The organism is Pyxidicoccus sp. M6, from assembly GCF_055568925.1.
Genome location: NZ_CM145714.1, coordinates 6863471 through 6878673, shown reverse-complemented (window position 1 = coordinate 6878673; position 15203 = coordinate 6863471). Strand labels below are relative to the sequence as shown.

Below are 15203 nucleotides of genomic sequence, written 5' to 3'. Positions count from 1 at the left end.
GCCTCATCTACTTCGCCAACGATGAGGACACGCTGTCCGGCCCGAAGTACGAGCTGCTCGTCGAGGGCGCGAAGTTCGCGGACGCGCACGGCTTCTCCGCGGTGTGGACGCCCGAGCGGCACTTCCACTCCTTCGGCGGCCTCTACCCGCAGCCGGCCGTCGTGGCGGCGGCGCTGTCCACGGTGACGCGCAACCTGCGCCTGCGCTCGGGCAGTGTGGTGCTGCCGCTGCATGACCCCATGCTCATCGCCGAGCAGTGGTCCGTGGTGGACAACCTCTCCAACGGCCGCGTGGGCCTGTCAGTGGCCACGGGTTGGCACGTGCAGGACTTCTCCTTCAACCCGTCCGCCTACGAGGACCGGCGCAACATCCTGCTGCGCAACCTGGAGACGCTGCGCGCCATCTGGCGCGGAGAGAAGCAGCGGAAGAAGGGCGGCGGCGGCATCACCGTCGAGGTGGCGCTGCGTCCCAAGCCCGTGCAGAAGGAGCTGCCCGTGTGGCTCACCGCCACGTCCAGCCCGGAGACCTTCCGGATGGCGGGCGAGCTGGGCGCGGGCGTCCTCACCGGCCTGCTGGCGCACTCGCTGGAGGAGCTGAAGCCCAAGGTCGCGCTGTACCGCGAGGCGTGGCGCCGCAACGGCCACCCGGGCCGGGGCCACATCACCTGCATGGTCCACACCTTCATCGGTGACGACCAGGACGAGGTGCTGCGCACGGTGCGCAAGCCCCTGCTGGGCTACTTCCGGGGCTCGGCGGACATCGTCGCCAGCCTGCTCGCGGCACAGGGCTTCCAGGGCGAAATCGACAAGGTCTCCGAGGAGGACATCAACGCCATCCTGGAGCACTCGTTCGAGCACTACGCGAAGGCCACCGGCCTCATCGGCTCGGTGGAGAGCGGCGTGCAGCGCATGCGCGACATGCGCGAGGCGGGAATCGACGAGGTGGCCTGCCTCATCGACTTCGGCGTGGAGACGAAGGTGGTCCTGCAAGGCCTCCGCAAGCTCGCCGAGCTGCGCGAGCGCATGGAGGCCGAGGCCACCGCCCGCCAGGAGCAGGTGCTGGTGGAGAGCAACCAGGGCGTGGGCGAACTGCTGGAGCTGGCGCGTGAGTCCGGCGCCGTCCTCCTGCACACCTCCGCGCGGCTGGCGCGCACGCTGGCGGAGATGCCGAAGGCTCGCGAGTCGCTGGGCCCGGTGGGCGCGCTGGTCCTCGAAGGCGCGTCGGCGGAGCTGGCCACGGCGCTGCGCCAGAGCGCGGGCGTGGAGGTGCTGCTCGCCGGTGGCACCATGGAAGGCGCCCTGCTACCGAAGGGCCCGGGTGAGCGCGTGGCAGCGGGCCTCCAGGTCTGGGTGCTCGACGAGGCGGGCCAGCCCGTGCCCACGGGCGTCGTGGGCGAGCTGGCGCTGGAAGGCGCGGGCCTGCCGCGAGGCCTCTGGCGCGCTCCCGAGGAAGAGCGCCGCCGGTTGGTGCCCCACCCCACCGGTGCGGCGCGCCATCTCTACCGCACGGGGCGGCACGTCCGCCTCCGCGCGGATGGCCGCGTGGAGTCCGTGAACCTGCCCGCCGCGAAGGCCCCCGTGGCTCCGGCGGCGAAGGCTCCCGCGACTCCCGCGCCGCGCCCTGCTCCGGCGGCCACGCAGGCCCCGGCGATTCAGCCGGCCGCGGCACGCACCATTCCACGCGCGCCGCGCGACAGGCCGCTGCCGCTCTCCTTCGCACAGCAGCGGCTCTGGTACCTCCAGCAGATGGAGCCGGAGAGCTCCGCCTACAACAACGCGTCCAACTTCCGCCTCACGGGCGCACTGAATGCGGAAGCGCTGCAGCAGGCGCTGAACGAGTTGGTCCGCCGGCACGAGGTGCTGCGGACCACGTACACGCTCGCGGACGATGGCACCGCGGTGCAGATCATCCACCCGGGCGGCAGCCTGCCCATGCCGGTGGAAGAGGTGCACGGCGCCACGCCCGAGGAGCGCGAGGCGGCGATGATTCGCCGCTGCCAGGAACACACGGCCCTTCCCTTCGACCTGGAGAAGAGCCCCGTGCGCGCGCGGCTCCTGCGCCTGGGCGCGGAAGACCATGTGCTCAGCCTCATCCTCCACCACGCCGTCTCGGACGCGTGGTGCAACATGGTGCTCGCGCGCGAGCTGACGGTGCTCTACGCCTGCTTCGGCGCGGGCATCCCGTCGCCCCTGCCCGAGCTGCCCGTGCAGTACGCGGACTACGCGGTGTGGCAGCGCCAGTACCTCGAGGGCGCGGTGCTGGAGGAGCAGCTCCGCTGGTGGAAGGACCAGCTCCAGGGCGTGCCCGCGCTGGAGCTGCCCACGGACCGTCCGCGCCCCGCGGTGCAGTCTTACGCGGGCGACCTCTACGCCTTCGAGTGGCCGCGTGAGCTGAGCGATCCGCTGCTCGCGCTGGGCCGCCGCGAGGGCGCCACGTCGTTCATGGTGATGATGGCGCTCTACCAGATGCTGCTGGGGCGCTACTCGGGCCAGAGCGACTTCGCGATTGGCACGCCCATCGCCGGCCGCTCGCAGCCCGAGGTGGAGGGGCTCATCGGATGCTTCCTCAACACGCTCGCCTTCCGCTCGCGGCTGTCCGGTGCGCCGACGTTCCGTGAGCTGGTGGGCCGCGTGAAGCAGCAGGCGCTGGGCGCCTATGCGCGCCAGGACGCGCCCTTCGAGCGGCTGATGGAGCTGCTCCAGTTGCCGCGCGACTTGAGCCGCACGCCGGTGTTCCAGGTCATCCTCAACGTGCTCAACACGCCGGAGCCGGATGCGTCCCCGGCGTCGCTCAAGATTGGCCAGGTGGCGGTGCCCGTGGTCAACGCCAAGTTCGACCTGGGCCTGGAGGTCTGGGAGCACCGTGGCGGCATGACGGTGCGCTTCGAGTACTCCACGAGCCTCTTCGACCGGGCCACCGTCGAGCGCCTGGCCGAGCACCTCACCGGCCTGGCCCGCGCCGTGGTCGCCTCGCCCGACCTGCCGCTGCCGCTGTTGCCGCTGCTGACGGAGCGCGAGCGCGAGCAGGTGCTGGTGGAGTGGAACGCGACGGCCTCCGACTACCCGCGCGAGGCGTGCATCCACCACCTGTTCGAGCAGCAGGCCACGCTGCGTCCCGACGCGGTGGCGCTGGAGTTCGGAAACGAGAAGCTCACCTACGCGCAGCTCGACACGCGCGCCAACCAGCTCGCGCATCTGCTGCGGCTGCACGGCGTGGGACCGGATGCGCTGGTGGCCGTGTGCCTGGAGCGCTCGGTGGAGCTCATCGTCTCGCTGCTGGCCATCCTCAAGGCTGGTGGCGCGTACCTGCCGCTGGACGCCTCGTACCCGGCGCAGCGGCTGGCCTTCATGCTGGAGGACGCACCGCCGAAGCTGCTGATTTCGACGCAGGCCCTGCGCAAGAGCCTGCCCGTGGCGGAGTCAGTGCCGTGCCTCTTCGTGGAGGAGCTGCCCCTGGCGGCCCTGCCCCGCACGCGGCCGGTGTCCGGCGTCACGTCGCGCCACCTGGCCTACGTGGACTTCACCTCGGGAAGCACGGGCCGTCCGAAGGGCGTGGCCGTGGAGCACCGAGGCGTCATGCGCCTGCTGCATGGCGCGAAGTACGCGCACCTGGGGCCGGAGGAGACGTTCCTCCTCATCGCCCCTGTTTCCTTCGACGCGTCCACGCTGGAGATCTGGGGCCCGCTGCTCTTCGGCGGCCGCCTCGTCGTCTTCCCGCCCCAGTCACCCAGTGACCTGGAGCTGCTGAGCACCGTGGTGAAGAAGCACGGCGTCACCACGCTGCACCTCACCGCGGGCCTCTTCTCGCAGGTGGTGGACTTCAAGCCCGAGAGCCTGAAGGGCGTGCGCCAGCTCCTCACCGGTGGCGATGTCGTGAGCGCGGCGCACGTGAGGAAGGTGGTGGCGGGAATGGGCATTCCGGTGACGGCCTGCTACGGCCCCACTGAGTCCACCCTCTTCACCTCCACCTACCGGATGACGGACGCGGCGCAGGTGGGCACCGCGATTCCGATTGGCCGGCCGATTGCCAACACGCAGGTGTACGTGCTGGACGAGCACCTGCAGCCGGTGCCCTCGGGCATCCCGGGAGAGCTGTTCATCGGCGGCGACGGCCTGGCGCGCGGCTACCTCTCGCGGCCGGACCTCACGGCGGAGCGCTTCATCCCCAACCCCTTCAGCACCGTGGCCGGAGAGCGTCTCTACCGCACGGGCGACAAGGCGCGCTGGCGCGCGGATGGAGTGCTGGAGTTCCTGGGCCGCATCGACAACCAGGTGAAGGTGCGCGGCTACCGGATTGAACTGGCGGAAGTGGAAGCCGCGCTGCTGACGCACCCCGGAGTGCGCGAAGCGGTGGCAGTGGTGCGCCAGGACACGCCGGGCGACAAGCGCCTCGTCGCCTACGTCACCGGCGACGCGGGCCCGTTCGACTCCACGGAGCTGCGCGCGTACGTGCAGGACCGCCTGCCCGAGTACATGGTGCCCTCCGCGGTGGTTCACCTGGGCACCCTGCCCCTCACGACGAACGGCAAGGTGGACCGCAAGGCCCTGCCCTCACCGGACGTCGCCGTGGCCCAGCGCGGCCGGTACGTCGCCCCGAGCACGCCGACCGAGAAGACGCTGGCGGACCTCTTCGCGCAGCTCCTCGGCGTCAGCCGCGTGGGCACGCAGGACAGCTTCTTCGAGCTGGGCGGCCACTCGCTCCTCGCCACGCAGTTGGTGGCCCGCGTGCGCACCACCTTCGGCGTGGAATTGCCCCTGCGCACCCTCTTCGAGGCGCCCACGGTGGCGGGCCTCGCCGCGCGAGTGGACTCCCGGCAGCAGACGCCCACTGGCTCGCGCGAAGTGCCGCCGCTGACCCGCGCGGACCGCTCCGCGCCGCTGCCCCTGTCCTTCGCGCAGCAGCGCCTGTGGTTCATCGGCCAGCTCGGCGCCGGAGCCAGCGCGTACAACATTCCCATGGCGATGACGCTGGAGGGCGCGCTCGACGTGGCCGCGCTCCAGAAGAGCTTCGACGCGCTGGTGCGCCGTCACGAAGCGCTGCGCACCACGTTCCGCGCCGAGTCGGGTGAGCCCTTCCAGGTCATCCACGAGGGCGCCTCGCTGCCCATCGAGTCCGTGGACCTGACGCGCCTGGCTGATGCCTCGCTGCGCCAGACGGAGGCACTGCGCCTCGCCACGGAGGAAGCGCGCCGTCCGTTCGACCTCGTGAAGGGTCCGCTGGTCCGCGCGCTCCTGCTCAAGATGGAGGAGGCGCGTCACCTGCTGGTGCTGAACCTGCACCACATTATCTCGGACGGCTGGTCCACCGGCGTCATCGTGCGCGAGGTGGCCGCCCTCTACGCGGCCTTCACGCAGGGCCAGCCCTCGCCGCTGCCCGAGCTGCCAGTGCAGTACGCCGACCACGCCGTCTGGCAGCGCAACTGGCTCCAGGGTGAGGTGCTCGACACGCAGCTCGGCTACTGGAAGAAGCAGCTCTCGGGCGCCCCGGCGCACCTGGAGCTGCCCACGGACAAGCCGCGCCCGCCGCGTCAGTCCTTCCAGGGCGCGCCCATGCCCCTCAACCTCTCGCGCGAGCTGAGCGAGGCGGTGGAGGCCCTGGCCACGCGTGAAGGCGCCACGCCCTTCATGCTCCTGCTCTCGGCGTTCCAGGTACTGCTGTCCCGGTACTCGGGTCAGGACGACGTCTCCGTCGGATCGCCCATCGCCGCGCGCCGCCATGCGGAGTCCGAGGCCCTCATCGGCTTCTTCGCGAACACCCTCGTGCTGCGCACGCACCTGAAGCCCGGAGCCACGTTCCGCGAGCTGCTGGCCCAGGTGCGTGACACGACGCTCGGCGCGTACGAGCACCAGGACGTGCCCTTCGAGAAGCTGGTGGAGGAGCTGCAGCCGGCGCGCGACCTCAGCCGCACGCCGCTCTTCCAGGTCATCTTCGCCCTCCAGAACGCGCCGCTGCCGGAGCTGTCCCTGCCCGGTATGTCGATGCGCTCCATGGAGCCGGAGCACGGCCTCATCCGCTTCGACCTGGAGCTGTCGTTCCACCGCACCGAGGGCGGCTTCCACGGCGGCTTCAACTACGACACCGCCCTGTTCGAGCGCGCCACCATCAGCGGCATGGCCGAGCACCTCCGCGTGCTGCTGGAGGCCGCAGTCGCTTCGCCGGACCTGCCGCTGTCTCGCCTGCCGCTGCTCACCCAGGATGAGCGGCATCAGGTGTTGTCCGCCTGGAACGACACCGCGACGGACTACCCGCGCGACACTGCCGTGCACGCACTCTTCGCACAGCAGGCGGCCCGTGCGCCCAACGCGGTGGCCCTGGCTTACGGCTCGCGCACCCTGACGTACGGAGAGCTGGACGCGAAGGCGAACCAGCTCGCGAACCACCTGCGCGCGCTGGGCGTGAAGCCCGGTGCCCGCGTGGGCCTGTGCGTGGAGCGCTCGCCGGAGCTGGTCATCGGCATCCTCGGCATCCTCAAGGCCGGCGCGGCCTACGTGCCGGTGGACGCCCACCACCCGGTGGAGCGCATCATCTGGACTCTGCGCGAGGCCGGCGCGGACGTCGTGCTGACGCAGCAGTCCCTCGTGGATGTGCTGCGTGAGGTCGGCGGCTCGCGCCTCCTGCTGGATGCGGAGTGGAACGCGATTGCCTCGCGCTCCGCTACCGCGCCCGACGTCACGGTGAGCGCCGAGTCCCTGGCGTACGTGATGTTCACCTCGGGAAGCACGGGCCGCCCGAAGGGCGTGTGCGTGCCGCACCGGGGTGTGGTGCGCCTGGTCCAGGGCAACCGCTTCATGCGGTTCGGTCCGGACGAGGTCATCCTCCAGCTCGCTCCGGCGGCGTTCGACGCGTCGACCCTGGAGCTGTGGGGCGCGCTGCTGCACGGCGCGAAGCTGGTGCTCGCACCGGCCGAGGCCATGTCGTTGAAGGAGCTCGCGTCCCTGCTCGTGCGCGAGCGCATCACCACGCTGTGGCTCACGGCGGCCCTGTTCGACCAGATGTCGCAGCACCACGGAGAAGAGCTGGCGAAGGTGCGTCAGGTGCTCGCGGGTGGCGACGTGCTGCCCGTGCAGCGCGTGCGCGAGCACCTCGCGCGGATGTCGCCCGACGCCGTGTTCATCAACGGCTACGGCCCCACGGAGAACACCACGTTCTCCACCACGCACACCCTGCGCGCGGCGGACGACGTGGGCCGCTCGGTGCCCATTGGCCGGCCGCTGTCCAACTCCACCGCGTACGTGCTGGATGCGTCGCTCCAGTTGGTGCCGCCGGGAGTGCCCGGTGAGCTGTACGTGGGCGGAGATGGCCTCGCGTGGGGCTACCTCAACCGCGCGGACCTCACGGCCGAGCGCTTCGTGCCGAATCCCTTCGCCACCACGCCGGGCGCGAGGCTGTACCGCACCGGTGACCAGGTGCGCTGGCGCGCGGACGGCACGCTCGAGTTCCTCGGCCGCACCGACTTCCAGGTGAAGGTGCGCGGCTTCCGCATCGAGCTGGGCGAAGTCGAAGCGGTGCTCCGCCAGTTCCGCGGCGTGCGCGAGGCGGTGGTGCTGGTCCGCGAGAACGTGTCCGGCGACAAGCGCCTGGTGGCGTACGTGGTGCCTGCGACTCCAGGGCTGGACATGGAAGGCCTGCGCGCCTTCATGAAGCGGCAGCTCCCCGAGTACATGGTGCCCTCGTCCTTCGTGGAGCTGGCCACCCTGCCCCTCAACGCCAACGGCAAGGTGGACCGGAAGGCCCTCGCCGCGCCGGAGGCTCCGGCCGGCAACGAAGGCGAGTACATCGCGCCGCGCAACGAGCTGGAGACGAAGCTCGCCGCCATCTGGACGGAGGTGCTGCGCGTGGAGAAGGTCGGCATCAACGACGACTTCTTCCGGCTGGGCGGCCACTCACTGCTGGCCACGCAGGTGGTGTCGCGCATCCGCGCCGCGCTGGACGTGGAGCTCCCGCTGAGCGAGCTGTTCACCGCGCCCACCGTGGCCGGCCTCGCGGCGCGTCTCGCGTCGGCCCGGGGCACGCGGGCTCCGGCCCTCACCCGCGCCGAGCGCACGAAGGATTTGCCGCTGTCCTTCGCGCAGCAGCGGCTGTGGTTCATCGACCAGCTCCACCCGGGCAACTCGCTCTACAACGTGCCGCTCGCCCTGAAGCTGGAGGGCGCGCTGGACGAGGCCGCGCTCCAGCGCAGCTTCGAGGAGCTGGTGCGCCGCCACGAGTCGCTGCGCACCACCTTCCGCACCGTGGAGGGCGAGCCCGCCCAGGAAGTGCACCCGACGCTGTTCGTGCCGCTCCAAAAGGTGAACCTCTCGAAGATTGAAGAGGTGGACCTGCGGAACGCCGAAGCCGTGCGCCTGGCCACCGAGGAGTCTCGCAAGCCGTTCGACCTGACGAACGGACCGCTGCTGCGCACGCTGCTGTTGAAGCTCGGCGCGCGGGAGCACGTGCTGGTGCTGCACCTGCACCACATCGTCTCCGACGGCTGGTCCATGGGCGTGCTCGTTCGCGAGATGACCGCGCTCTACGAGGCCTTCCGGCGCGGCCAGCCCTCGCCGCTGCCGGAGCTGCCGCTGCAGTACGCGGACTACGCCGTCTGGCAGCGCGGCTGGTTGCAGGGCGCGACGCTGGAGGCCCAGCTCGCGTGGTGGAAGGAGCAGCTCGGCGGCGCACCGCACGCGCTGGACATGCCCACCGACAAGGCGCGTCCGGCGGTGTTCTCGCACAAGGGCGAGACGCTGCACGTGCGGCTGCCGCTCGGCCTCACTCAGCGGGTGGAGGCCCTGGCCCAGCGCGAGGGCGTGACGCCCTTCATGTTGTTGCTGGCCGTGTTCCAGACGTTGCTGCACCGGTACTCGGGGCAGGACGACCTGCTGGTGGGCTCGCCCATCGCCAACCGCAACCAGGGCGCGACGGAGGGGCTCATCGGCTTCTTCGTCAACACGCTGGTGCTGCGCGCGCGCTTCAACCCGGCGCTCACCTTCCGCGAGCTGCTCGCGCAGGTGCGCGAGATGACGCTGGGCGCCTTCGAGCATCAGGCCGTGCCGTTCGAGAAGCTGGTGGAGGAGCTGCAGCCCACGCGCGACGCGAGCCGCACGCCGCTCTTCCAGGCGATGTTCGCCATGCAGAACGCTCCGGTGCCGGAGCTGGTGCTGCCGGAGCTGTCCGTGCGTCCCGCGGACGTCGAGGACACCGGCGTGGCCCTCTACGAGTGGAGCCTGGACCTGTTCCGTCCGCCCGAGGGCTTCGTCGGCACGCTGAACTACAGCACCGACCTGTTCGAGGCCTCCACCGCCACGCGCCTCTGGGAGCACTTCCGTCAGCTCCTGGAAGCCGTGCTCGCGCGGCCGGATGCGCGGGTGGATGGGCTGACCCTGCTGGGCAACGAGGAGCGCCAGCGCCTGCTGGTGGAGTGGAACGGCGTGCGCGAGGAGCTGCCTCACGACGCGCGCGTCCACGCGCTGTTCGAGGCCCAGGTGGCGAGGACTCCGGATGCTCCGGCCGTGGTGGCCGGGAGCACGACGGTGACGTACCGCGAGCTCGATGCGCGGGCGAACCGGCTCGCGGCTCACCTTCGGAAGCTCGGCGTGGGGCTGGAGACGCGGGTCGCCATCTGCGTGGAGCGCTCGGTGGAGCTGATGGCCGCGCTGCTCGGCGTGCTGAAGGCGGGCGGCGCCTACGTGCCGTTGGATCCGGAGTACCCGGCGGAGCGGCTGGCCTTCATGCTGGAGGACAGCGGCGCGCGCGTGGTGGTGGCTCGTAACGGGCTCAAGGCGAAGCTGGGCGATGCTCCGGGCCGCGTCTGGGTGGACGTGGACGCGGTGCCGGACGCGGATGACGTGCCCCACACGGGCGCCGAGGTTCCTCCCGAGGCGGCGGCGTACGTGCTCTACACGTCCGGTTCGACGGGGCGACCGAAGGGCGTGGTGGTGCAGCACCGCTCGTTGGTGAACTTCACCCTCGCGGCGCGGCGCGCCTTCCCGGTGGAGCCGGGAGACCGCGTGCTCCAGTTTGCCTCCATCAGCTGGGACACCAGCGCGGAGGAGATCTACCCGTGCCTCACGCGCGGCGGCACGTTGGTGCTGCGCACGCCGGACATGCTGGACTCGCCGGATGCCTTCCTCGCGAAGGTGGAGGCCGCGGGCGTGACGCAGCTCAACCTGCCCACGGCCTTCTGGCACGAAGTCACGGCGAGCCTCGACGCGGGCAAGGCGAAGCTGCCGGCGGGCCTCAAGTGGGTCGTCATCGGTGGTGAACGCGCCGCGCCCGAGCGCGTGGCGCAGTGGCGTCGGCGCGTGGGCAACACGGTGCCGCTGCTGAACACGTACGGGCTCACGGAGGTGACGGCGGTGGCCACCTCGGTGGACCTGACGTGCGCGTCCGAGTCCGTGCAGGACGGGCGCGAGGTCTCCATCGGCCGGCCGCTGACGAACGTGATGCTGTACGTGCTGGACCAGGACCTCGTGCCGGTGCCGACGGGCGTCATCGGCGAGCTGTTCATCGGCGGCGAGGGGCTGGCCCGTGGCTACCACGGCCGTCCGGACCTCACGGCGGAGCGCTTCGTCCCGAGCCCCTTCGGCAAGGGAGAGCGGCTGTACCGCACGGGAGACCAGGCCCGCTGGCGTCGAGACGGAGGCCTGGAGTACCTCGGCCGAGGCGACACCCAGGTGAAGGTGCGCGGCATCCGCATCGAGCTGGGCGAAATCGAGGCCGCGCTCCGGGCCCAGGCTCCGGTGCGCGACGCGGTGGTGCAGTTGCGCGAGGACGCGCCCGGCGACAAGCGGCTCGTGGCGTACGTGATTCCGTCCGAGGGCACCGAGTCCCTGGACGTCACGAACCTGCGCGCCGAGCTGCGCAAGCACCTGCCCGAGTACATGGTGCCCGCGGCCTTCGTGTCGCTCACCGCCCTGCCCCTCACGCCCAACGGCAAGGTGGACCGCAAGACGCTGCCCGCGCTGGAGGCGTCACAGCTCCAGTCCTTCGCGGCCAATGAGCCGCCGGCGACGCCGGTGGAGGGACGCCTCGCGGAGCTGTGGAAGGAGCTGCTGCGCGTGCCCATGGTGGGCCGGCGGGAGAGCTTCTTCGACCTGGGAGGCCACTCGCTGTTGGCCACGCAGTTGGTGGCCCGCATCCGCGCCACCTTCGGCGTGGAGCTGCCCCTGCGCGCACTCTTCGAGGCCCCCACCGTGGCGGCCCTCGCGGATCGCATCGGCAACGCCACGGCGAGCAACCGCATGCCGCCGCTGGTCCGGGTGCCTCGCGCGGAGGGGCGCATCCCGCTGTCCTTCGCGCAGCAGCGCCTGTGGTTCCTCGACCAGCTCCAGCCGGGACAGGCGCTCTACAACATGCCCTCCGCGCTGCGCCTCTCGGGCACGCTGGATGCGGCCGCCTTCGAGCGCGCCTTCGAGGAGCTGGTGCGCCGCCACGAGTCGCTGCGCACCACCTTCCACTCCGAGGGCGGGGAGCCGTACCAGATCATCCACCCGGTCACGTCGAGCCCACTCCAGCTCGTGGACCTGAGCGCGCTGCCTCCGGAGCAGCGTCAGGCCGAGGCCCTGCGCGTCGCCACCGAGGACGCGCAGAAGCCCTTCGACCTGGCCACGGGCCCCCTGTTCCGCGTCACGCTGCTGAAGCTGGAGCCGGCGGAGCACGTGCTGCTGCTGTGCATGCACCACAGCATCTCCGACGGCTGGTCCATGGGCGTCCTCGTCCGTGAGGTCGTCATGCTGTACGAGGCCTTCCGGCACGGTCAGGCATCGCCACTGTCGGAGCTGCCGGTGCAGTACGCGGACTACTCCGTGTGGCAGCGCACCTGGCTTCAGGGCGAGACGCTGAAGGCCCAGCTCGGCTGGTGGAGGGAGCAGCTCGGCGGAGCCCCGCACGCGCTGGACCTGCCCACCGACAAGCCGAGGCCGGCGACGCTCACGCACCAGGGCTCGGCCGTGTCCGTGCACCTGACCTCCGCGCTCTCGCAGCGCGTGGAGGCCCTGGCTCAGCGCGAGGGCGTGACGCCCTACATGCTGCTGCTCGCGGCCTTCCAGACGTTGCTGCACCGTCACTCGGGGCAGGACGACGTGCTGGTGGGCTCGCCCATCGCGGGCCGGCGCCACGCGCAGACGGAGGGGCTCATCGGCTTCTTCGTCAACACGCTGGTGCTGCGCGCGCGCTTCGCTCCGTCGCTCAGCTTCCGCCAGTTGCTCGCCCAGGTGCGTGGCACCACGCTGGGCGCGTACGAGCACCAGGACATCCCATTCGAGCGGCTCGTCGAGGAGCTGCAGCCCGCGCGTGACTTGGGCCGCACGCCGCTGTTCCAGGCGATGTTCGTCCTGCAGAACACGCCGGACTCGGGCATGTCCCTGCCGGAGCTGACGCTGCGAGGCGTGGACGTGGAGTACACGGCCAGCCGCTTCGAGCTGGAGCTCAGCCTCACGCGCATGCCGGATGGCTACCGTGGCGGGCTCATCTTCAGCACGGAGTTGTTCGAGCACTCCACGGCCGAGCGCCTCATGGCCCACTTCCAACTCCTGCTGGAGGGCGCGCTGGACGCACTGGATGCACCGCTCTCCGCGCTCCGCATGCAGACGACTGAGGAACGCCAGCAGGTACTGGTCGAGTGGAACGGCGCGGCGGCCGACTTCCGCCGCGACACCTGCTTCCACACGCTCGTCGAGCAGCAGGCGCTCCGCACTCCGGACGCTCCCGCCGTGCAGCTCGGTGACTCCGTGCTGAGCTACGCGACGCTCAACGCGCGGGCCAACCAGCTCGCCGCGCGGCTGCGCTCGCTGGGCGTCGGGCCGGACGTCACGGTGGGCCTCTGCGTGGAGCGCACGCCCGAGGCCATCATTGCCCTGCTCGCGGTGCTCAAGGCCGGCGGCGCCTACGTGCCCATCGATCCGGCGGCGCCCTCGCAGCGCAGGTCGTTCGTGCTCCAGGACTGCGGCGCGTCCGTGCTCCTCACGGTCCAGCACCTCGCGGACGCGTGGAAGCCGGAGGTCCGTCACCTGCTCTGCCTCGACTCGGAGGCGGCGCTGTTGGCGACCCTGCCCTCGCACGACGTGCCGTCGTCTGTCACTCCGGAGACCCTGGCGTACGTCATCTACACGTCGGGCAGCACGGGCACGCCGAAGGGCGTCATGGTGCAGCACCGCTCGGTGCTCCACCTGCACGAGGCCACGGCTCGCACGTTCTACGCGGGTATGCCGAAGGGGCTGCGGGTCAGCCTCAATGCGCCGCTGTTCTTCGACGTGTCCGTCGAGCAGCTCATCCACCTCGCGGACGGACACTGCCTGTGTCTCCTGCCCGAGGACACGCGCAAGGATCCGGAGGCGATGCTCGCGTGGCTGGAGCAGCAGCGCGTGGACGTGCTCGACTGCACGCCCGCGCAGCTCACGCTCCTCGTCCAGGCGGGCCTGCTGGAGCGTGCGCACGTGCCGCGCATGGTGGTGTGCGCGGGCGAGGCCATGGACCTGTCCCTCTGGCAGCCGCTCTCGCGCACGCGGCGCACGCGCACCATCAACGCGTACGGCCCCACGGAGGCAACGGTGTACGCGACCACGTGGCCCTTGCAGGACTCTTCCGTCGCAGTGCCCGTCATTGGCCGGCCGCTGCCCAACACCCGGGCCTACGTCCTGGATGAGGCGCTGCGTCCCACGCCGCTCGGTGTGCCTGGAGAGCTGTACCTCGCGGGCGAAGGCGTGGCGCGCGGCTACCTCGGCCGGCCCGCGCTGACGGCGGAGCGCTTCGTGCCGGACCCGTTCAGCACCGAGCCCGGCGCGCGGCTGTACCGCACCGGCGACAAGGCGCGCTGGAGGCAGGACGGTACGCTGGAGTACCTCGGCCGCCTGGACTTCCAGGTGAAGGTGCGCGGCTACCGCATCGAGCTGGGTGAAATCGAGTCCGCCCTGCGCACGCACTCCGCCGTGAAGGACGCGGTGGTGCTGGCGCGCGAGGACGTGCCCGGTGACAAGCGGCTGGTCGCGTACGTGGTGGGCACGGACGTGGACGCGCAGGTCCTGCGCGCCCACCTGCAACAGCGCCTGCCCGAGTACATGGTGCCCGCGGCCTTCGTGCCCCTCGCCGCCCTGCCCCTCAATGCGAACGGCAAGGTGGACCGGAAGGCACTGCCTGCGCCGAAGACGGGTGACACGCCCATGCAGGCCCACGTGGCTCCGCGTGACGCGCTGGAGCTGCTGCTGGCGCGGACGTGGGAGAAGGTGCTGGGCGTGCAGCCGGTGGGCGTGCGCAGCAACTTCTTCGAGCTGGGCGGCCACTCGCTACTGGCCGTGCGCCTGATGGCTGCGATGCGCGAGGCCACGGGCCGGCAGCTCCCGCTGGCCGCGCTCTTCCAGGCCCCCACGGTGGAGCAGCTCGCGACGCTGCTGCGCGGTGGAGCCGCGGGGATGTCCTCTCCGCTGGTGCCCTTCGGCAAGCCCGGTATGGGCGACGCGGCGCCGTTCTTCTGCGTGCACCCGGTGGGTGGCAACGTCCTCGCGTACGCGGAGCTGGCGCGACTGCTCGGAACGGAGCGTCCGTTCTACGGCCTGCAGGCGCGGGGGCTGGATGGCAGCGCGCCGCTCGGTACCGTGGAGGAGATGGCCGCCGAGTATGTGAAGGCGCTGCGCACGGTGCAGCCGTCCGGGCCATACCACCTGGGCGGTTGGTCCATGGGCGGTGTCATCGCCTACGAGATGGCGCGGCAGCTCCGCGCGAGTGGCGAGCAGGTGGCGCTGCTGGCGCTCATCGACTCCTACGTCCCGGCCGTGACGGCGGCGGACCCGGAGCCGGACCGCGTGCAGCTCGCGCTCATGTTCGCGAGGGACTTGATGGGCGCGTCGCTCGCGGACCTGCCGTTGGACCTGGAGCAGCTCATGGGCCTGGAGCCTGACGCGGTGCTGGAGCGGCTGCTGCAAGCAGCGGCCAGCGCGGGCGCCCTGCCCCCGGGCATGGATGCCGAGCAGCTGCGCGCGCTGTTCCGCGTGTTCGAGGCCAACCTGCGCGCCTCGCGTCGCTACGAGGCCCCCGCCACTGAGGGCCGCGTGGTGCTGTTCAAGGCGAAGGACGACGCGGAGGGCCTGCCGGAGGACGGCGGCTGGTCCACGCTGGTGGGCAACTCGCTGGAGCGGCACCTGCTGCCCGGTGACCACTACAGCCTGCTGCGTCAGCCCGGAGTGCGCGAGCTGGCGGAGCGGCTGCGGGAGGCACTGAAGAACGCGCGTTGA

The 15203-nt window shown here is 71.2% G+C and carries 1 protein-coding gene (cut by a window edge); it reads left to right on the top strand.

Annotation, left to right across the window (positions count from 1 at the left end; all coding sequences use genetic code 11):
• On the top strand, positions 1-15203 hold the final stretch of the coding sequence (locus ACVTJA_RS27440) for a non-ribosomal peptide synthase/polyketide synthase (protein WP_465823921.1). It extends 24820 nt beyond the left edge of the window; only the last 15203 of its 40023 coding nucleotides appear in the window; its start codon lies off the left edge, out of view; its stop codon occupies positions 15201-15203.